Source organism: Caballeronia sp. SL1002, assembly GCF_057814995.1.
Genome location: NZ_JBYMUW010000005.1, coordinates 639,829 through 660,111 on the forward strand (window position 1 = coordinate 639,829; position 20,283 = coordinate 660,111).

Consider the following 20,283-nt stretch of genomic DNA (forward strand, 5'->3'; position numbering starts at 1 on the left):
CGCCGCGTGCGCGATCGGCGCGTCGCTTCTCCGAGAAGCCTGATCGATCGCGCGTCCTCGCGCTTATCGGACGGCCATTCCGGCTATTTTTCCTACGATTGCATCGACTCGCGTCGCAAGCAAATTGCAAGGCCGCGCCCACCGTCTGTGCGCGAAATCGTAACCCTCTGCATAATCGTCGGCGACCCCACGATAAAAAAGGAGCGGACGGTGCCTACTCTCGACATAAACGGCCAGACCCACACGGTCGACGCCCCGCCCGACATGCCGCTGCTCTGGGTCCTGCGCGACCTGGTCGGCCTCACGGGAACCAAATTCGGCTGCGGCATCGCGCAGTGCGGCGCGTGCACGGTCCACCTCGACGGTCAGGCGGTGCGCTCGTGCGTGCTGCCGGTCGCGGCCGTCGGGGAGCGCAAGATCACGACCATCGAAGCCATCGGCGCGACGCCCGCCGGCAAGAAAGTGCAGACGGCGTGGCTCGCGCTCGATGTCGTGCAGTGCGGTTACTGTCAGTCCGGACAGATCATGTCGGCAAGCTCGCTGATCGCGTCGAACCCGAATCCGACCGACGCGGATATCGACGCGGCCATGACCGGAAACATCTGCCGCTGCGGCACCTACAACCGCATTCGCGCGGCGATCAAGCAAGCCGCGAAGGAGACCTGACATGTCCAAAGGTCTCCTGGACGCGCAAAATCGCCGCGTAGAATCGGCCGTCGGTATCGACCGGCGCACGTTTCTGAAGTTCGGCGTGTCGATCGGCGCGGCTGCCGGCGGCGGTCTCATGCTCGGCTTCAGCCTGCCCGCGTCGAGTCAGGACGCGGCGAAGAACAGCCCGGCAATCGGCAGCGACGGCGACGAAGCGCCCCGAAGCGGTGTCTTCGAACCCAACGCATTCGTGCAGATCGACTCGGCGGGCAAGGTCACGCTCGTCATGCCGAAGGTCGAGATGGGACAAGGCGTCTATACGTCGATCCCGATGCTGATCGCCGAGGAACTCGAAGTGCCGCTCGACGCCGTGACGATCGCGCACGCGCCGCCCAACGAGGCGCTCTTCAAGGATCCGTTGCTCGGCGGCCAGCTCACTGGCGGTTCGACTTCGATCCGCTATGCGTGGGAACCGATGCGCCGCGCCGGAGCGACCGCGCGCGTGCTGCTCGTGAGCGCTGCCGCGCAGCAATGGAACGTCGATCCCGCCACCTGTCACGCCGAGCGCGGCGAAGTGGTCCACGCGGCGACGTCGCGTCGGATCGGCTACGGCCAGCTCGTCGACGCAGCCGCGAAGCTGCCCGCGCCGCAATCGGTGGCGCTCAAGGATCCGAAGGATTTCAAGCTGATCGGCACCGCGTTCAAGCGTCTCGATTCGCCGCAGAAGGTGGACGGCACGGCGCAGTTCGGCCTCGACGTCCGATTGCCCGACATGGTGTACGCGGCCATCGTGAACAGCCCGGTCTTCGGCGGCACGCTGGCAAGCGTCGACGACACTCATGCAAAGAAAATCCCCGGCGTGCGGCAGATCGTAAAACTGGACAACGGCGTGGCCGTGATCGGAGACCATACGTGGGCGGCCAAACGCGGCGCGGCGGCACTCGTCATCACGTGGAACGAAGGCCGGGGCGCGACGTATTCCACCGATAAAGTCGTGCAGGAACTCGCAAACGCCGCGAAGAAAAACGGCGCGGTAGCACGTCGCGACGGCGATGTGACGAAGGGCTTCAACGACGCCAAGACGCGTGTCGATGCCGTGTATCAGCAGCCGTTTCTCGCGCACGCCACGATGGAGCCGGTCAACTGCACGGTGTCCGTGCGGCCCGACGGCTGCGATATCTGGGTCGGCACACAAGTGCCGACACGCGCCGTGGATACCGCCGTGAAAATCACGGGCCTCCCCGCCGACAAAATCACGATCCACAATCACCTGCTCGGCGGCGGCTTCGGACGGCGCCTTGAGACGGACTTCATCGCGCAGGCGCTCAAGACCGGCAAGCAGCTCAGCGTGCCGGTGAAGGTCACGTGGACGCGCGAGGAGGACGTCCAGCACGACATGTACCGGCCGTATTACTACGACACGATTTCCGCCGGCCTCGACGCGAACGGCAAGCCGATTGCGTGGCAGCACCGCATCGTCGGATCGTCGATCATGGCGCGCTTCGCGCCGCCCGCGTTCAAGAACGGCCTCGACCCGGACGCGGTCGAAGTCTCGGCCGACCTGCCCTACGACCTGCCGAACCAGCTCGTCGATTACGTCAGGCAGGAACCGATGGACATACCCACGGCGTTCTGGCGCGGCGTCGGACCGACGCGCGGCACGTTCGTGGTGGAGAGCTTTATCGACGAACTCGCGGCGGCGGCGAAGGCCGATCCGGTGGCCTACCGTCGCGGTCTGCTCGACAAGTCGCCACGCGCGCGCAACGTGCTCGATGTCGCGAGCCGCGCGGGCGGCTGGGGTAACGCGCTGCCGAAGGGACAGGGACGCGGCGTGTCGGTCATGCACGCGTTCGGCAGCTTCTTCAGCATGGTGGTGGACGTGAGCGTCAACGGGAACGGCGAAGTCGCGGTCGATCGCGTGGTCTGCGCGGTGGATTGCGGCATGGTCGTGAACCCGAACACGATCGAAGCGCAGATTCAGGGCGGCGTCATCTTCGCCATCACGGCGGCGCTCTACAGCGAGATCACCATCAAGGACGGCCGCGTCGAACAAAGCAATTTCACCGATTACCGCATGCTGCGGCTCGATCAGACGCCGCCTATCGATGTGCATATCGTGAAGAGCGTGGAGGCGCCCGGCGGGATCGGCGAGCCCGGTACGGCCGCGCTCGCGCCCGCACTGACCAACGCGATTTTCGCCGCGACCGGCAAGCGCCTTCGGCAATTGCCCGTCGGCCGTCAACTTAGCGCATGAGGGCCGACCCGATGATCGATAACACGATGGTAAAGACAATGATCGCGGCTTTGGGCGCGCTTGCGCTGTCGGCGTCGATGGCCGTGCGCGCCGCGACGCCCGACGACGCGCTGGTCGCTCGCGGCGCCTACCTCGCGACCGCCGGCGATTGCGCCGCCTGTCACACCGCGCCGAAGGGCAAGCCATACGCGGGCGGCCTGCCGATGAACACGCCGATGGGCAAGATCTACACGACCAACATCACGCCCGACGCGCAGACGGGTATCGGCGGATGGACCGAGCAGGAATTCGATCAAGCCATGCGGCGCGGCGTGTCGAAGGACGGTCACAATCTTTATCCGGCGATGCCCTACCCGTCCTACGCCAAGATTCGCGACGACGACATCGCCGCGCTCTACGCGTATTTCACGAAGGGCGTGGCTCCCGTCATGCAGGCGAACCGTCCTTCGGATATCCCGTTTCCGATGAACATGCGCTGGCCGCTGAAACTCTGGAATCTGGTCTTCCTCGACAAGACCGTCTATCGCGACAAGGACGGCCACGACGTCGCGTGGAATCGCGGGGCTTACCTCGTCCAGGGACTCGGACACTGCGGCTCGTGCCACACGCCGCGCGGCATCGCGTTCCAGGAAAAGGCGCTCGACGAAAGCGGCGGCGCATGGCTCACGGGCGGCGTGCTCGACGGCTGGTTCGCGGCGAACCTCACGGGCGAAGGCAACGTCGGACTCGGACGCTGGTCGCAAGCCGAGCTGCACACGTTCCTCAAGACCGGCGCGAACGCGCATGCATCGGCGTTCGGTTCCATGACGGATGTCATCAACAACAGCACGCAGGCGATGAACGATCAGGATCTCGCCGCGATTTCGGGTTATCTGAAGTCGCTGCCGGCGGCCGGCGGCACGAACATGCCGCCGTACACCTACGACCCGAAAGCGACCGTCGCCCTGCTCGGACGTCCGGCGAACGATCCGGGCGCGAAGGTCTATACGGCGTACTGCATGCACTGTCACGGCGTGGACGGCCGGGCCTTCGCGCCGTTGCTCGCGCCGATCGCGGGCAATCCGAACGTGCTGGAGAAAGACGCATCGTCGCTGATCAACGTAACGCTGAACGGCACGAAGGATCTCGTCATTCAGGGCGTGCCCGCAGCGTACCCGATGCCGCAATACGCGAAAGTCCTGAACGACCAGCAGATCGCCGATGTCCTCACGTTCATGCGCGGCGGCTGGAACAACGGTGCGCCGGCTGTCGCCGCAAGCGATGTAGAGAAAATACGCAAGACTAAACCTTAGCGCGAATTTCGATCGCGGATCGCGTTGGCATGCCCTTGGGAAGTTCGCCCATATCGGTGCTAATGTGAGCACGGCGTGCAGGTCGCTCATGACTTGCACGCCGCGCAACAATCGCCGCTGAGTTGCCGAAAGCCGTTCCAATCGGATCACGCTGCTACCGCGAGGTGAAACGTGGAGTTCGTCAAGACGCTGCTTGAGCAGCAACCGTTGATGGCTGTGTTCTTCACCATCGCCATCGGTTATCTGGTGGGCGAGATCAACATCAAGGGCTTCTCGCTCGGCGTCGGCGCGGTGCTGTTCGTCGCGCTCGGCGTCGGCTGGTTCGCGCCCAAGTCGGCACCCGCGCCGATGGTCGGCACGCTCGGACTCGCGCTCTTTCTCTATACCGTCGGCGTCCAGTACGGCAAGCAGTTCTTTCTCGGCCTGACGAGCGCATCCGGGCGCCGCGCGAATCTGCTGGCGCTGATCGGCGTGCTGGCGTCGGGGTTCGCGAGTATCGCCATCGAGAAATTCATGCACTTGCCGCTGGGTCACGCGCTCGGTCTCTTTGCCGGATCGGGCACCAGCACGGCCGCGTTGCAGGCGACCATCGCCACGCTCGGCAACGACGATGCCGCCGTCGGCTACTCGGTCTCGTATCCGTTCGGCGTCGCCGGGCCGATCATCCTGCTCTACGCCGCGTTCATGATTTTCAAGCCGAAGATCGCGGCCACGGCGGGAACCGGGCTTGAGATCATCGAGATCGCGCTGCACAATCGCGACCTCTTCGGCAAGACGCTCGGCGAAGTGCTGACGCTGCTGCCGCCTTCGGTACAGGTTGTCGCTCGGCGCGCCGCGCACCACAACGAACCGGCGACGCCCGCCATGGTGTTCGCCGAAAACGATGTCGTGCTCGTGGTGGCGCCCGAGCGGCTGGCGCTCGAGGAAACCCGCAAACTGCTCGGCGATGCAGCGCCCGGCCGCTTGCTCAAGGACCGCAGCGACCTCGACTATCTGCGCGTGTTCGCTTCACGCGCCACCATCGTCGGACGCCCGCTGTCGGATCTCAGGTTGCCGAGCGAGAACGCGTCGATCGTCGCGCAGATCCGCCGCGGCGACGCCGACATGATGCCGAGCGCCGACCTCGTGCTGGAGTACGGCGACCGCGTCGGCCTGATTGCGAATCGCCGGGATTTCGCGGCGCTGCGCAAATACTTCGGCGATTCGATCAAGGGCACCGCCGAGTTCAGCTACATCTCGATCGGGCTCGGCATGGCGCTCGGCTTCCTGCTCGGCGCGGTGCAGGTGCCGTTGCCGGGCGTCGGCAAGCTCGCGCTGGGGTTGTCGGGCGTGTTGATCTTCGCGCTGATCCTCGGCAAATTGCGGCGCACGGCGGGCCTCTGCTGGACCTTGCCGCTCTCCGCCAATCTCGTGATCCGCAACCTCGGCCTGACGCTTTTTCTCGCGCAGGTCGGTATGGCGTCGGGACCGAAGTTCGCCGCGACCGTGACCGACACGGGCCTGATGATGCTTGGACTCGGCGCGATCGTCCTGCTTGCGCTCGTGCTGCCGATCCTGATCCTCGGCTTGCTCGTGTACCGGATGCCGTTCGACGAAGTCGCGGGCATCGTCGCCGGCGCGACCGGCAATCCCGCCATCCTTGCATTCGCGAACAAGCTCGCGCCGACGGAGCGCCCGGATATCGGCTACGCGATGATTTTTCCGGGCATGACGATCGCGAAAATCCTCTTCGTCGATATTATTCCGGCGATGTTTTGACACTGAGCCGTGATCAATATTTGTCACTCGCTCGATGCGGTCACGGATGAGACCCGCTGAACTCGCGCGAGCGTTCTCGTCGCCCACTGAACGGCCATCGCGACGATCGACGCCGAGATAAAGGCGACGGCCACGGTCTGCGTCCCGAGCGTGAACGTGAGACAAAGGCAGAACGCGGCGAACGAAAATCGCCCCAGAACCATGCCTCTGAGCAACGCGATAACGAAATCGGGGCCGTGCGCGCGATGCGACGACACCGACAGCACGCTGCCGAGCAGCGGAAAAACCGTGAGAATGCCGCTCCACTGAGCGCCCACGATCGTCGCCAATGCCGTGACTGCGATCGTGAGCACGACGCCAGCGGCCATGCGGACGGCGAGGTCGATCCGGGTCAGCGGTAAATTCCTAGCCGAGTGAAAACTGCGAGGCAGAAAGCGCTGGCCGAGTCCGACGGCAACGGCAGCCACCGCGATCGCCCAATCCGGCGAGACGGGCATGAAGGAAAGCGCCAAAGCCGCGACGAACCACGCGGCCAGCCCGGCGGCGAGCGAGACACGCCATGATCTGATCCGGCACGTCCACGCATAGGCAAAGTTGAACGACTCCGATGCCAACACAGCGGACAACGACAGGATCGCCGCGTGCGCGCCGAAGGCCGGTCCGTGCGACAAAACCAGCAGGAACAGGATCGGCCCGGCGACGACCGGCAGCCCGGCCAGCCATCCTGCGACCGCCGCGCCCCACCATTTGCCCGACATCGAAACGACCAGAATGAAGAACGGAACGAGTGTGAGCTTGAGCGCGAGCATCGGCGGATAGGAGGGTTCGAGCGCGGATTTAAGCGCAGGTTTAAAGCCCGATCCTACAGGACGGTTTCGCGGTATGAACGCGGAAACGCGAATCCAATGCAGGTCGCCGCGATCCGCGCAGTCGCTTTCTCCAAAAGCCCGCGTTCGCTACCCGATCATCCACGCCGGGATGGCGGAATTTCGCTAAGAATTGGCGCATCCGCTCGCCGGATAAGCACGTAATCACTGTGTGCCAGTACGTCCTGAGGCGCGTGTTTCGCCGAGGTCATTCTGTAATGTCCCACCGCCGCGAGCGTCCGGCGGGTGGGACAGATATTGCCGCGCCGGAGGCCGAGCGCGGGATTTTTAGGGACAGACGTCATGATGAATAACGCCATGCGTGTTTCCTCCGTTTTCGTTTTGACGGGGACGCTTACCATCGCCGCCTATGTGATGCTTCCGCACAAGGGCAAGTTTTCGGAAGACCAGAGTTTCTCCGGCCGCTACGACTCCGCCGATACCGCCCGCCCAAGCGATACGACAGCGCCGAACGCGGTGCCGCCTGCATCGTTGAAGCAAGGCGCGGTGGTGCCGCAAAGCGGATCGAGTACGGTTTCCGGACCGGTGATCCAGGCAGTCAAAGACAGTCTGCAACGTAACGATCTCGCTTCCGCCAAGGTCTTGCTGAACGCGGTCAGCACGCTGCATCAGGACGATGAACAGACGCTGAGTCTCAAGCGCGATCTTCAGGCGCGCGAAGGTGCGTCGGGCAATACGGCGCAGCTTGCAGCGCCCGTTGAACGCGCACGCGACCGGACGGCGGAACAGCCGGTGCGTCCCGTGGCCCAACCCGCTGGAATGGCGCGGCGCGTTCGCGGCGATTCCGTGAAGTATCGCGAGCGCACGGTCAGCGTGACGCGCCCGGCGCGCAGTCAGAGCGTCGCCAAGGTACAAGCCACGCCGGTCGATCATGTGGCGATGGAAAAGCCCACCGCCGATTCCGTTCCCGCCGCTCACGAGCAAGCCGTTCCGGTCGCCCAGGAGGCACCGCCCGCGAAGCCCGAAGCGCTTCCGGTTGCCGTGCAGCCAATCGTGCAGCCGATCGCACAGGCCGCGCCGCCGCCCGCGATCGCGCTGGATTCCGGTAAAACCGCGAAGACACGCGAACAGGTCCGCACGGAACTCGACCGTGCGCGGACGAACGGCTCCCTGCCGCGTTTCGGCGGCCCGAATCCGTATGGGCCGGGCGGCGCGCCGAGCACGACGATCTATTGATGAGCGGGCGATTTGAAACCGTCGCGTCTCGCAAGAGACGCTTCGGCAAGCGCGCCGGATGGATCATTTCCCTATCGATCGCGCTAGCCGCACATTCCTTCCGCGCGGAGGCGGCCACCGACTGCGCGACGCTCAAGGGCGCCGGGGCGCAAGTCACCGAAGGCCACGCCACGCATTTTCAGCCAGGCGCGTTTCCGTTGGTCGATCGCGCCAACGTCGCCCTCTTCGACACACAGGGCAAGCAGATTTTTGGCGTGCTCAAGATCACCCGCGCCGGCAACGACTATGAGGCGTACTGGCAGGCTCAGCCGAGCGGCAAGTTGTATCTGCTGGTGCTCAACGGCACTACGCAAGGCGCGCTGATGAGTTCCGGCACGCACTGGACACTTCCGTTCCCGCCCGGAACCGTCGTCGGGCCATTGGCAATGACGTCGTGCGCGGATCTGGGAAGCCGGTAGCGTATTGACGCAACCTCAATCCGCGCGCCGCTTGTCCGCGAGCGCGCGCGTGCAATCTTCGTACAGCCGAAGAACCAGTTCGGACTGGTAGTTGAGGTCTTCGCTATCGAGAAACTCCTCCACCGCATCGCGCGCCCAGTCGGCATCGACGAGGGCCACGCGCGTCTGCGCCACGTCGCGGGCGACAGCGGCGAGTTTCGCCACCGCGAGCCAGTCGGCCAGCCGATGATGCCGTTCGAGCCATTTGTGCGCGGCCTGAACGTGGAAAGAAGCCGGCGGCCACGAACCGTTCAGGTAGAACGCCCCGAGGCTTCCACAGGTCAGCCAGCAAAGCAGTTCCACGCGGTCGCGAGGACTTAGAGGGTGACGGACATCGTTCATGGCCGTGCTCACGAAGATGATTGCGGTGTGAAAACGATATCACGCTCCGCGCCGGGAAAGTATCGTCCGTGAGTGCCGACGGCGGAGTTTGTCTGATGCGCCACACTGCGCGCGCGGCGAGCCGTAGAAACCCGTATTGATCAGACCAGGCTTGAGCCGGTCGGTACTAATCGCCCGCTTTGAACCGATCGATGGAAATGCCGAGTTCGCCCGCCAGATGCTCGACCAGCGCCTGCAGCCGCGCAAGGTCGGCGGCCATCTGCTTTTGCTCGTTCTTGAGCGCTTCGAGTTCGGTATAGGAAACGGAATCGTCGACTGTGCCCTCGCCCGCCGGCACTTCGTCGGACGCGATTTCGCCGCACAGCAGATGCATCCAGCGGCTTTCGCGCGCGCCCGGCGCGCGCGCCAACCTGACCACGCGCGGCGGATCGTTCGCGGCGAGTTCGTTCAGGAAAGCCTCGACCGACGACACATCGGCGAAACCGTGCAGACGCGCCGCGTTCAGGCGCAATTCGGCGGGCGTCTGCGGGCCGCGCAAAAGCAGCGTCGCAAGCAGTGCCGCGGACTGGCTCGGCACGCCGAATACGCGATTCAGGTTGTGCTCGAAACGCGGCACGCGGCTGCTGCTGCCCTCGAACACGAGACTCAGCCGCTTAAGCCCGTCGATAGCCGCAACCACGTCCGCCTCGGTCACGTTCATCACCGGCATCCGCGCGGTTTTCTGGTTGCATCCGGAGGTCAGCGAATTGAGCGAAAGCGGATAAGTATCCGGCACGGTGTGCTGCTTTTCCAGCAGCACCGCCAGCACGCGCCCTTCGAGCGGCGTCAGGGCGCGAATGGCCGGGCGGGGAGAATCGGTAAGGGTGGAATTCATGGAAAAGGCTGGATGCGGATGATTGGAATAAGGCCCGGCGGAGCGCGGCCGACAGAGCCGCTGCTGCTTCGCGCCCTATGATATCCGCTGCGCGCGCGGCGTCATACAAGCTAGCTTGCCGTGACGGCGAGCCGTCAACCGGTCAGCCGGTCAGCTCGCCTCGCGCACGTCCAGCGCGTCGAGATGGCGCACGGCCGCCTCGCGCGCAGAAGCCAGCGCGGCGCGGCCCGTGCCGAACGGCTGGTCGCTGTCTTCGTAATAGTCGACGCCGCTCATCCAGAACGCCCAATGCCATTCGCCGCTCGCGGATGGAAAAAGACGAATGGTCACGGCCTGACCTCGGTATTCGAGATTCATCTCGTTCTCTATTCTTCTGGTGGCGCGAGCCGCGGGTAATGCGCGATGGGCGATGGACAACCGCCGTCAGTCACCGGGCATATTGATTGACCACGATGCTGCGCGCGCCCCAGCGCCGTTCGTCGATGCTGAAGCGCATCACGCGTCCGGCGCGAATGTCGCGCTTTAACCGGTCGATGCCATCGGCATCGCTGCAACGGTATTCGCCCGTGTCGATCCGGCACGGCTCGCCCGCGAGACAGTCCGCGCGGATGTGCACGAGCTGCGCGATGACCGCCCGCGCGGAGCACACGAAAACGGCCCGTTGGTCCCGGCTCGCAAAAGCCTGTTGATCGTCGCGTTCCGGAAAACTCACGCAGCGGGCCGCGCGCACACCGGCGCACTGCCCTGAACGTCGTTCGTTGCGTTGCGCAAATCGAGCGCGGTCAGCAAGCGATACAGCGTCACGCGCGAGATGCCGAGTTCCTGCGCGGCATCGCCGAGGCGGCCGCGATGACGCAGGAGCGCCAGTTCGATCGCCTGACGTTCGGCTGCTTCGCGGGCCTGCGCCAGCGAAACCGGCGCGACTTCCACGTATTCGCCGAGTTCGAGATCGCGTGCGGTGATCTGCCGGCTTTCGGACATCACGATGGCCCGACGCACGCGATTGATCAGTTCGCGCACGTTGCCGGGCCAACCGTAGTTATGGATCGCGGCGATCGCGTCCGGCGCAAAACCGCGCAAACGGCGGCTCGCGTCCTTCTTGAATCGATCGAGCATGTGCTTCGCGAGCAGCTCGATGTCCTTGCCGCGTGCGCGCAGCGGCGGTTCGTCGATTTGCAGCACGCACAGACGGTGATACAGGTCGGCACGAAAGCGCCCTTCGATCATCGCAGTCTGCATATCGACGTGCGTCGCGGAAATAATGCGCACATCCACCGGCGTGGAACCGTGTCCGCCGAGACGCTCGACCTTGCGTTCCTGCAAAAAGCGCAGCAGGCTCGCCTGGCTTTCGAGCGGCAGATCGCCGATTTCATCGAGGAACAGCGTGCCGCCGTTCGCCGCTTCCACCCGGCCGATCTTGCGCTGATTCGCGCCCGTAAATGCGCCGCGTTCGTAGCCGAACAACTCGGATTGCAAAAGATGCGCGGGAATCGCGCCGCAATTGATCGCGACGAACGGCTGCTCGCGGCGCACCGAACGCTCGTGGATCGCCACGGCCGTCAGTTCTTTACCCGTACCCGATTCGCCGGAGATAAACACGGGCGCGTCCGTCATCGCCACTTTGCGAATAGAGCGGAACAGCGCGAGCATCGCGTCGCACGAGCCGATCATTTCGCCCTCGGCAATTGCGCCCTCGGCGCGGACTTCGCCTGCGCCGGCCGGATCGTTCAACGCGACCATGCCGTACGCGTGACCGACTGAATCGGCAATACGATCGTTCGATGCCGGCAAGGTCACATAATCCGAGCAGTAATTGCGCAGCACGCGCCTGACCGCCGGCTCCGAAACCAGATCCGGCATGGCGAGCCCGACCCAGCCAATTCGCGTCGACGAAAATAGCTGCTGTAAATCCGGGTGATCGAGTTCGTCCAGGCAGGCGGCGAAATCGACCAGTCCCGCGCAGGCCTGGATGTCGGATCGCGGGCTTTTGAGCCGCTTGCCCGGCGTTACTGATTCAATCGTCCAGCCGCGTTCGAGTAATTGTTCCCGCAATGGAGCGGGCATTTCGCGGCCTACGAAGTAAAGTGTTCTGATATTCCCCGGCATGGCTTTTCTCTCGTCGTTTTATTATTCGAGTTCAGTATGCGGGTTTACCGACATTAAGCGCAAAAACGCAAACGTTTAGCGGCACACTAATTTTTTAGATCGGATTCTTCATTTGATTTAAATCTTTGTAGGATTAATTGCCGCGCATTCAGCGCTTTGTTATCAGGCCAAGTAAGTTTTGCGTATTCTCGACTAAACAACAGGTTTAGATCGTTCCGCTTGACTTCGACGCGGCTTCATTCCTGACCGCGTCTTTCCAGACAGTCACCCGTTTCACGCACCGAAAAGTTTCCCTCTCGCCGCGCTCATCATGGAGACGACGCCCGGATGGCTGATTCGCCGTTCGATTGAAATCGCGAAAAATTCCTCCACGATCGTGTCGATCCGCCCGATCGCGATCAGCCCGTGTTCGCGCTTCAACTGCGCGGCGAGCACCGTGGGCGCGAACAGCACGCCGCGCCCTTCCCGGCCGAACGCAATGGTGAGCGCGCCGTCGTCGAATTCGCCGACGATCCGCGGCGCGATACTGCGCGACTTCAGCCAGTGATCGAGTTTGCGGCGCGCGGCGGAGTCGGTGCCGGGCAACAGCATCGGCACGCCGCCGAGCGACTCGGGAAACCCTTTCGCGCACGACGCGGCAAGCGGTTTGGTGGCGAAGCAGCTCAATGTGGAGCGGCCGAGCGGGTGGTTGAACGCCTTCACGTTCACATCCGGCGGAATCGGCGCATCGGCGATGATCAAATCGAGCCGATGCACCGCGAGTTGTCCGAGCAGCGCGTGCAGCTTGCCTTCGTGACAGATGAGCCGCAGCGAATCCGGTCCGTTGAGCGCGGGATCGAGCAGCCGGTATGCAACCGCTTTCGGCACCGAATCCGCGATCCCCACGCGCAGAACGGTCTGCGCCGCCTCCTTGTCGCGCCGCACGGCGCTTTCGAGTTCCGCGCCGAGCGAGAAGATTTCGTCGGCGTAGTCGAGCGCCACGCGGCCCGCGTCGGTCAGTTCGAGCGAACGCCCGCTCTTCTTGAACAGTTTCTTGTCCAGCGATTCTTCGAGCAGCTTGATCTGGCCGCTCAGCGTCTGCGGCGTGATATGCAATTGCGCACCGGCGCGCGCGAGGCCACCCGCGTGCGCGGCGACCCAGAAATAATGAAGGTGTTTGAAGTTCACTGACGGTCCCCGATCTGAATTAAATCGTTCGGCTTTCTCGAATCTTTTAACGCGAAAATACGAATTTTATATGAAACCGAATTTCGATAAATTGAAGTCTCGCTAAACGGATTCAGGAGGCAGCGATGAAATGCCCGGTTTGCAAAACGCCCGATCTCGCGATGTCCGACCGTCATGGAATCGAGATCGATTATTGCGGGACGTGCCGGGGTGTGTGGCTCGACCGCGGTGAACTCGACAAGCTGATCGACCGCGCGATGGGACCGTCCGCGAGTCAGTCCGATATGCCCGCGCGGCCGCAGCAGGCGCAGGCCGCGCTGCTGCGCGAACCTCGACACGATCCGCAACGGCGCGATCACTGGAACGGCGAGCGCGGCAACGCTTATGGGGATCGCGAGCGGCGTCAACCGTATAAAAAGAAAAAGTCGCTGCTCGGCGAGATTTTCGATTTCGGCTGAGGCCGAGGGCGAGGCCGAGTTCAAGCACGGCGGCTGATTTAAGATGAGCATCATCCAATCCGCCATCGCCCCATGACTACCCTGCTCGACATCACGATTCCCCGCGCGCTGGACCGTATCGTCGAGCGTTTCACCCACGAAAACGCGACGCGTATCGAGGCGTGGCTTTTCGAAGATGCCGCCGCGCGCGAGGCGGCGCGTCAGCGGCTCGCGGCGGTGGGTATCGAGGCGCATTTTCGGAGCGCCTACAAGCCGCTGCTGCATTTCATGCTGGAAGAAACCGCGCTCGAAGGACTCGCGGATATCGTCGTCAAGACGCCTTTGGGCGATGCTCGCCGGTATCGGCTCGAAGCTTATCCGCTTGGCGCTTTGCTGGACCCGTCCACGCGGCTCGCGTTCGAACCGGGCGACGAACCCGCGCATTACGTCGTGACGATGCGTGGCGCGACGCATCGCGTGTTCGTGCCCGTTACCGGCGATCCGGCGCGTCCGTCAGCGTCCGGCTGGCTGCGGGTCTGGCAAGGCGACACGCTTGTCGAGGACGCGCCGCTCGTCACCGAATTCGAGGCCGCGTTCGCAGCGGCGATGCGCTGTATCGCGGCGCATCCGTGGCCGCGCGAGACGCCGTATTTCGAGCGGTTGACGGTGGCGATCGGCACGGGCGGCATCGAGCGGCGTCTGCCGTATTTCGACGAATGCATCAGCACGCGCGAGGCGCTTCACGAGGAACTGTACTTTTCGATCCTCGAATTTTTCCAGCATCGCGCGGATATGCCGCCCGGCGATCGCACGCTGCAACCGGGCCAGATCGTGCCGGTTATCCGCGCGCGCGACGGCGATACGACCGTGCGCGTGAGCTTGAGCCATTACGCGTCCGTAAACGAAGAACCCGAAGCCGACATCGAACTCGCCGCCACGCCGCGTCCGCCGACGCTCGCGCGGGTCGCCCGGGCGTTGCACGCGTTGAGCGGCACGCCGTTCGCGTGCCGCAGCCGCGAGGGCCGCGAAGTGGCCGGTACGCATATCGAAGGCACGTTGCCCGGGCTCGTCGTCACGGCGGGACAGCATGCCAATGAAACGTCGGGGATCGTCGGTGCGTTGCGGGCGGCGCACGCGCTCAAGGCGCGCGCCGATGCGAACTTCGCCGTGATCGGCGTGGAGAATCCGGACGGCTACGCGTTGCATCGCCGATTGCGACAGGACAATCCGCGTCACATGCTGCACGCGGCGCGCTACACCGCGCTCGGCGACGATCTGGAGGCGCGCATGTCGCCGCCGTTCGGCGAGAAGGCTGCGCGCCTCGATGCTATCGCGCGGACCGGGGCGGGCTTGCACATCAGCATGCACGGCTATCCGGCGCATGAATGGACGCGGCCGCTCTCCGGCTACATTCCGCGCGGCTTCGAGCACTGGACCCTTCCCAAAGGTTTTTTCCTGATCCTGCGGCATCACGCCGGGCTCGACGGCCTGCCGTTCCTCGAACGGTTGACGGCGCGCCTCGCCGAATCGGCGGAACTCGCCGCGTTCAATGCCGCGCAGTTGCGGACCTGGGAGCAGCACGCGGGCGCTCTGCCGTTTGCCGTGCTGAACGGCATTCCGTGCATGGTCGCCGAAGATCACCGCTCGAACGTGCCGTTCACGCTCGTCACCGAATATCCCGACCAGACGCTTTACGACGACGCTTTCCGCCTCGCGCACACCACGCAGATGCGCGCCGTGCTGATCGCCGCAAATCTTTACTGGTCGGGCGCGCTTCGCTTTTAACGCAGCGCCGAATACGCCGTCGGCGTGAGGAACTGGCTTTCGATCCGCTCGACGATAGGCCGCTCGGCCTCGGTCGCGGCGCGCTTCGCGACCCAGTCCGGATCGGACTGGAAGGCGTTCCACTTGGTCTCGCGATCGGCGAGGCTGTCCCATTTCAGCATATAGGTCAGCGAGTGGTTGCTCGGGCCGATGAGCGTCGTCCAGAAACCGATCTGCTCGATGCCGTACTTCTCGAAGAAGCCCAGCGTGATGTTGTTGAAGCGGTCGTTGAGCGCGGGCAGACGGCCCGGCGCGCAATGATAAGTGCGAAGTTCGACGATCATTCGAGTCCTTGTCTGAGTTGGATTGAATCGATGAAAGCGGCATGCCGCCGATTGATAGTCCAACCGCATGCTACCGGTTTCGATCCACTGCCGCAGAGCCAACGCCGCCCTTTCAAGAGATTACGCGTTGTGACCCGCCGTTTTTTCGATTACGCCGCGCGCGCCGCGAACCGCCCGCCTGACACGCCACGATCCGCCAGCCGGCGGGCAACCGAGGCCCGTGCACGCGCGCCCGCGCCCCGTTACATCTGCGACGCCCCGCAACTCGCGGTAAGCCCGGCCGTTGTCAGAACCCCACTGCGCACGCCCCGCAGCGCGGTTTAATGCGGCCTCTGCGCGGCGAACGTCGACTCGCCGCGCGGAACGCGATGCGCCGCGCATGCCGCGCGCTTCGTGGCCCAACTGTAAATTCGGAGAATCACAATGAAGAAATCCCTCTTGGCCCTCGGTGTGCTCGGCACCGTCGCGGGCGCGGCCCACGCACAAAGCAGCGTGACGCTCTACGGCCTGATCGACGCAGGTCTGACCTACACGAGCAACCAGGGCGGCAGCCACAACGTCCAGGCGACGAGCGGTTCCGTCAACGGCAGCCGCTGGGGCCTGCGCGGCGCCGAGGACCTCGGAGCCGGCCTGAAGGCGGTGTTCGTCCTCGAAAACGGCTTCAATATCGACACCGGCAAGCTCGGTCAGGGCAGCCGCGAATTCGGCCGTCAGGCCTACCTCGGCCTGTCGAGCGACCGCGCGGGCGCAGTGACGCTCGGCCGCCAGTACGATTCCGTGGTGGACTACCTCGGCCCGCTCGCGCTGACCGGCCAGCAGTTCGGTGGCACGCAGGCGGCGCACCCGTTCGATAACGACAACCTCGACAACTCGTTTCGCGTCAGCAACTCGGTCAAGTACCAGAGCGTGAACTACGGCGGCGTGAAGTTCGGCGGCCTGTACGGATTCTCGAACGCATCGGGCGGCTTCGCGACGAACCGCGCGTACAGCTTCGGCGCATCGTATAACTTCGGTCCGTTGAACTTCGCCGCCGGCTACATGCAGTTGAACAACGCGGGCGCGACGCTCAACGCGAGCGGCGCGGTCAGCGACGACGCCACCTTCGCGGCGAGCCGCCAGCGCACCTTCGGCGCGGGCGTGAGCTACGCGTTCGGCGCGGCGCAAGCGGGCTTCGTGTTCACGCAGACGCACCTCGACGGCGGGACGGGCATCGGCGCGTCGGCATCGGGTACGACGGCGGGCTTGACGCTCACCGACGGCAGCGCGCGCTTCAGCAACTACGAACTGAACGGCCGCTACAACTTCACGCCGGCGTGGTCGCTGTCGGGTGCTTACACGTACACCGACGGTCACGTCGATGGTGTGAATCCGAAGTGGAATCAGGTGACCGTGCAGACGGCCTACGCGCTGTCGAAGCGTACCGACGTGTATTTGCAAGGCGTGTTCCAGCACGTCAGCGATACCGACGGCTCGTCGATCACGGCGGCGATCAACGGCTTGAGCGCATCGTCGACGAATAGCCAGGTGGCGGCGACGATCGGCCTGCGTCATCGGTTCTAAGCGGGTTTTCCGGGAGTAGCGGTAGAGGTAGTCGGGAGTTTGACCCGGTGATGGCGCGAGAGGCTGTCACCGGGTTTTTTGTTTTTGGGGGGCGCGTTCACCGGCCGCGCGTCCGCTCGCCCTCCAACGGAATCTCCGCCGTAAACACAAACGGATCCGAAACGAACCCCGAATGAAAATATCCGCTGCACGCGCACACGGCGAGCCGCTCAAGATGCGCGGGGTCGTGTGGCGCTCGCGGCGGCATGCGGGCCGCAGGCCGCGCGCCGAACCATCGGCGCAAGCGTTCGGACCAGCGCGGTCGAGCGGGACTTTGTCGGACGGAATGGCGGCGGTTCGCGAACATGTCAGGCCTCCGGCGTGGCAGTTTGACCGGGCCGGCGCAAACAAACCGCCGCCCTCGAATCAAAGCTTAGTGCACCGCACAAGAAACCGGAAATGCCGGTTTCTCATAGGTTTATCGCCACTCAACTCGCCACTCAACTCGCCACTCAGCTCGCCGCCCGCCGCGCGCCGCCCAGATTGCGCCCCGCCGACGGCGACAGCCGCACATAGCCGATCACTGACGCCAGCGTCACCACGCCCGCAAACAGAAACGCCCAACGGAAATCGCCGAGCGTGAAGTGCGCCGTATCGACGCCCTCGCCGCGGATCGATGCGCCTATCCGCAACGACAGCGCGCCGAACGCGATGCCGAGTCCGATCGTCATTTGCGCAGCCGCGTTCCAGAGCGTGTTCGCGCTGCTCATCTGCGCGGGCGGAATGTCGGCGTAGGCGAGCGTGGCGAGCGTCGAGAACTGCATCGAGCGCGTGACGCCGTAGAGGAACACGACCAGCAAAATGAGCGCGAGCGGCGTGTCCGGTGTGAGGACGCCGCACAGCACGATAAACACGCCCGCGAACGTGACGTCGATAATCGCGGTCGTCCGAAACCCGTAGCGTGTCAGCACGCGCGTGGTCAGCGCCTTCATGCCGAGATTGCCGAGCGCGCTCGCGAGCAGCAACAGGCCCGAGCGAAACGCCGACAAGCCGAAACCGATCTGAAACAGCAGCGGCATCAGATAAGGCACCGCGCCGATCCCGATCCGCGTCACCGATCCGGTGATGACCGTCACGGAAAAAGTCGGCACGCGCAGCGTGGTGTAGTCGAGCAGCGGATGCGTCTGCCCCGCCGCGTGCCGCACCGCGATCACGCCAAGGACCAGGCCCGCGCCGACGAAACCCGCCGCCATCGCGAGACTCGACGATTGCTGACTCGCGAGTTCCGTGCCGTACAGAACGAACGTGAGCGTCGCGCCGCTCAACAGGAAGCCGACCTTATCCAGCGGCTTGTGCTCGGTCTCGCGCACGTTGCGCACCATCAGCATCGTCGCGATCAGTGCGGCGATGCCGAACGGCACGTTGAGCAGGAAAATCCAGCGCCAGGATGCGTAGGTCGTGATGAAACCGCCGATCGGCGGACCGACGACCGGCGCGGCGATCGCCGGCCACGTAATGGTGGAGATCGCCTTGATGAGCTCGCGCTTGTCGGTATTGCGCACGACGATCAAGCGCCCGACCGGCACCATCATCGCCCCGCCGATCCCCTGCAACACCCGCGCCGCCGTGAATTCGAGCAGTCCATTCGACATCCCGCACAGCACCGAGGCCACGGTGAACACCACGATCGCGCTGCCGAACACCGTCTTCGGGCCGAAGCGGTCCGCGATCCAGCCGCTGATCGGGATGAACACGGCGAGCGCGAGCATGTACGCGGTCATCCCGAGGCTCAGGTCGTTCGGGCCAACGCCGAACGAGCGTGCCATTTGCGGCAGCGCGGTCGCGAGGACCGTGGTGTCGAGATATTCCATGAAGAACGTCGCCGCGACGAGGTACGGAAGATAGCGGATCGGGTTGGTCGAAGACTTGTCCATGAGTCGGGGGAACGCGGCGTCGCGAAGCTTGGTGGAAGGCGAATGATATCGGGATGGGCCGGCTCTTGGGTATTGCAGGATTAACCGTTTGCATCAAAGCGCCGCTTTGAGTATTCATTTTCCACGGTCGTGTTTCGTTCTTTTGGGACAGTCGGCCGGCCGGCGGCCAATCCAACGGAGACACACCACCATGAATCTCGCGCTCTTTTTCGACGGCACCTGGAACGCGCCGGACGACAAGACCAACGCCTTCACCCTGTCCAACCTCTCCTTGCAGGATGCCGACCAGAAGGTGAAGTACATCATCGGCGTGGGCGCCGCGCCCGTGCGGGGCCTCTTCGGCATGGCGGATAAACTGCTCGGCGGCGCGTTCGGCGACGGCCTGAGCGAAAACATCAAGCTCGGCTACACATGGCTCTGCCAGAACTTCGAGCCGGGCGCGAAAATCTATGTCGTCGGTTTCAGCCGCGGCGCGTATTCCGCGCGCAGCCTCGCGGGACTCGTGCGCAAATGCGGCATTCTGAGAGATTCGAGCGACGCCGAAGTCGACGCTGCCTACGCGATCTATCGCGACGACACGCCCGCGACCGATCCTAAAACCGCCGATTTCCGCGCGACGCATTCGGTCGAAACGGACATCGAGTTCGTCGGCGTGTGGGATACGGTCGGCGAACTGGGTATTCCGCTCGGCGGCGTCACGATTCCGGGTTTCGCCGGCCACTATAAATTCCACGACACTACGCTCGGCAACACGACGCGGGCCGCGTATCACGCCATCGCCGCCAACGAATTCCGCTCGCTGTACGCGCCGACGCTCTGGACCGAAGCGCCGGACGACACACCGACACGCGATCCGTCGATGCCGGTGGAACAGCGCTGGTTCATGGGCGCGCACGCGAACGTGGGCGGCGGTTATACGTCGCCGCCGCTCAATCCGGAGGATCTGCTGCCGAGCATTCCCGCCGCGTGGCTGCTCGACATGGCCGTGAAGCACGGGCTCAAGACGAGCGGCGCGATCGACGTGTCGGCGGCCGCATTCCACGCCCAGCCGATCGATTCCTACGAACAGTTCGTCAAGGACAACCTGCTTCTCCGGCAGGTGTGTCACCGCCAGGCCCGTATCGCCGATCCCACCAGCACGCACGCGCTCAATCAGACCGTCGATCCGAGCCTGCTCGCGCGGCTGAAAGCGGGCGACTTCCTGGCGGAGTTTCCCGTGCTGCGGGACCAGTTGATGGCGTTGCCGCCGGGCGCCTGAACCCCG

19 protein-coding genes are annotated in these 20,283 nt (G+C 64.3%); 10 read left to right on the top strand and 9 right to left on the bottom strand.

Annotated elements, in window-relative coordinates; genetic code table 11:
* Positions 1 to 210: 210 nt before the first annotated feature.
* From AC3D25_RS27315 to AC3D25_RS27330, 4 genes are all read left to right on the top strand, one after another.
* Positions 211 to 666 carry a (2Fe-2S)-binding protein gene (locus AC3D25_RS27315; RefSeq protein WP_488891609.1) on the top strand — a complete coding sequence of 152 codons (456 nt, stop codon included), beginning with the start codon at positions 211 to 213 and terminating at the stop codon, positions 664 to 666.
* Between the two features lies 1 nt (position 667).
* Complete coding sequence (locus AC3D25_RS27320) at positions 668 to 2,902, top strand: xanthine dehydrogenase family protein molybdopterin-binding subunit (protein ID WP_488891610.1); 2,235 nt, start codon at positions 668 to 670, stop codon at positions 2,900 to 2,902.
* Between the two features lie 26 nt (positions 2,903 to 2,928).
* Entirely contained in the window at positions 2,929 to 4,194 is a 1,266-nt protein-coding gene (locus tag AC3D25_RS27325) for a c-type cytochrome (protein ID WP_488891611.1), read from the top strand.
* A 171-nt stretch (positions 4,195 to 4,365) separates the two neighbouring features.
* Positions 4,366 to 5,952 (top strand): aspartate:alanine exchanger family transporter, encoded by a 1,587-nt coding sequence (locus AC3D25_RS27330; protein WP_488891612.1) that lies wholly within the window; start codon positions 4,366 to 4,368, stop codon positions 5,950 to 5,952.
* A 23-nt stretch (positions 5,953 to 5,975) separates the two neighbouring features.
* Here the strand turns inward: AC3D25_RS27330 and AC3D25_RS27335 are convergent, their stop codons facing one another.
* Positions 5,976 to 6,761: a hypothetical protein gene (locus tag AC3D25_RS27335; protein WP_488891613.1), complete on the bottom strand. Its 786-nt coding sequence runs from the start codon at positions 6,759 to 6,761 to the stop codon at positions 5,976 to 5,978.
* 360 nt (positions 6,762 to 7,121) lie between these two features.
* Here AC3D25_RS27335 and AC3D25_RS27340 point away from each other — a divergent pair, with 360 nt between their 5' ends.
* Positions 7,122 to 8,015 carry a DUF4148 domain-containing protein gene (locus AC3D25_RS27340; RefSeq protein ID WP_488891614.1) on the top strand — a complete coding sequence of 298 codons (894 nt, stop codon included), beginning with the start codon at positions 7,122 to 7,124 and terminating at the stop codon, positions 8,013 to 8,015.
* The gene (locus tag AC3D25_RS27345) at positions 8,015 to 8,473 is read left to right on the top strand and encodes a hypothetical protein (protein WP_488891615.1); all 459 of its coding nucleotides are present in this window, start codon (positions 8,015 to 8,017) and stop codon (positions 8,471 to 8,473) included. The genes AC3D25_RS27340 and AC3D25_RS27345 overlap by 1 nt, the downstream gene beginning before the upstream one ends.
* A gap of 15 nt (positions 8,474 to 8,488) precedes the next feature.
* Here the strand turns inward: AC3D25_RS27345 and AC3D25_RS27350 are convergent, their stop codons facing one another.
* The 6 genes from AC3D25_RS27350 to nhaR form a co-directional block, all read right to left on the bottom strand.
* A complete protein-coding gene (locus AC3D25_RS27350; protein ID WP_488891616.1) occupies positions 8,489 to 8,854 on the bottom strand; it encodes a hypothetical protein in 366 nt (121 codons plus the stop codon).
* 166 nt (positions 8,855 to 9,020) lie between these two features.
* Positions 9,021 to 9,728, bottom strand: a complete 708-nt coding sequence (locus tag AC3D25_RS27355; protein ID WP_488891617.1) for a YceH family protein — start codon at positions 9,726 to 9,728, stop codon at positions 9,021 to 9,023.
* Positions 9,729 to 9,878: 150 nt separating this feature from the next.
* Positions 9,879 to 10,085: a hypothetical protein gene (locus tag AC3D25_RS27360; RefSeq protein WP_488891618.1), complete on the bottom strand. Its 207-nt coding sequence runs from the start codon at positions 10,083 to 10,085 to the stop codon at positions 9,879 to 9,881.
* A gap of 70 nt (positions 10,086 to 10,155) precedes the next feature.
* Positions 10,156 to 10,440, bottom strand: a complete 285-nt coding sequence (locus tag AC3D25_RS27365) for a hypothetical protein (RefSeq protein ID WP_488886939.1) — start codon at positions 10,438 to 10,440, stop codon at positions 10,156 to 10,158.
* Positions 10,437 to 11,834 carry a sigma-54 dependent transcriptional regulator gene (locus AC3D25_RS27370; RefSeq protein ID WP_488891619.1) on the bottom strand — a complete coding sequence of 466 codons (1,398 nt, stop codon included), beginning with the start codon at positions 11,832 to 11,834 and terminating at the stop codon, positions 10,437 to 10,439. Before AC3D25_RS27370 ends, AC3D25_RS27365 begins: the two co-directional genes overlap by 4 nt.
* A gap of 273 nt (positions 11,835 to 12,107) precedes the next feature.
* Positions 12,108 to 13,001, bottom strand: coding sequence for a transcriptional activator NhaR (gene nhaR / locus AC3D25_RS27375; protein ID WP_488891620.1), 894 nt, complete (start codon positions 12,999 to 13,001; stop codon positions 12,108 to 12,110).
* A 125-nt stretch (positions 13,002 to 13,126) separates the two neighbouring features.
* On the opposite strand from nhaR, the gene AC3D25_RS27380 reads away from it, so the two are divergent.
* On the top strand, positions 13,127 to 13,459 hold the full coding sequence (locus tag AC3D25_RS27380; RefSeq protein ID WP_488891621.1) for a TFIIB-type zinc ribbon-containing protein: 333 nt from the start codon (positions 13,127 to 13,129) through the stop codon (positions 13,457 to 13,459).
* 72 nt (positions 13,460 to 13,531) lie between these two features.
* Positions 13,532 to 15,223, top strand: coding sequence for a M14 family metallopeptidase (locus AC3D25_RS27385; protein ID WP_488891622.1), 1,692 nt, complete (start codon positions 13,532 to 13,534; stop codon positions 15,221 to 15,223).
* Here the strand turns inward: AC3D25_RS27385 and AC3D25_RS27390 are convergent.
* Positions 15,220 to 15,546, bottom strand: a complete 327-nt coding sequence (locus AC3D25_RS27390) for an NIPSNAP family protein (RefSeq protein ID WP_488891623.1) — start codon at positions 15,544 to 15,546, stop codon at positions 15,220 to 15,222. The genes AC3D25_RS27385 and AC3D25_RS27390 overlap by 4 nt on opposite strands.
* Before the next feature lie 423 nt (positions 15,547 to 15,969).
* Here AC3D25_RS27390 and AC3D25_RS27395 point away from each other — a divergent pair, with 423 nt between their 5' ends.
* Complete coding sequence (locus AC3D25_RS27395; protein ID WP_488891624.1) at positions 15,970 to 17,106, top strand: porin; 1,137 nt, start codon at positions 15,970 to 15,972, stop codon at positions 17,104 to 17,106.
* Positions 17,107 to 17,597: 491 nt separating this feature from the next.
* Here the strand turns inward: AC3D25_RS27395 and AC3D25_RS27400 are convergent, their stop codons facing one another.
* Positions 17,598 to 19,019 (bottom strand): MFS transporter, encoded by a 1,422-nt coding sequence (locus tag AC3D25_RS27400; RefSeq protein WP_488891625.1) that lies wholly within the window; start codon positions 19,017 to 19,019, stop codon positions 17,598 to 17,600.
* A 190-nt stretch (positions 19,020 to 19,209) separates the two neighbouring features.
* Between AC3D25_RS27400 and AC3D25_RS27405 the strand changes: the two genes are divergently transcribed.
* Positions 19,210 to 20,277 (top strand): T6SS phospholipase effector Tle1-like catalytic domain-containing protein, encoded by a 1,068-nt coding sequence (locus AC3D25_RS27405; protein ID WP_488891626.1) that lies wholly within the window; start codon positions 19,210 to 19,212, stop codon positions 20,275 to 20,277.
* Positions 20,278 to 20,283: the final 6 nt, after the last annotated feature.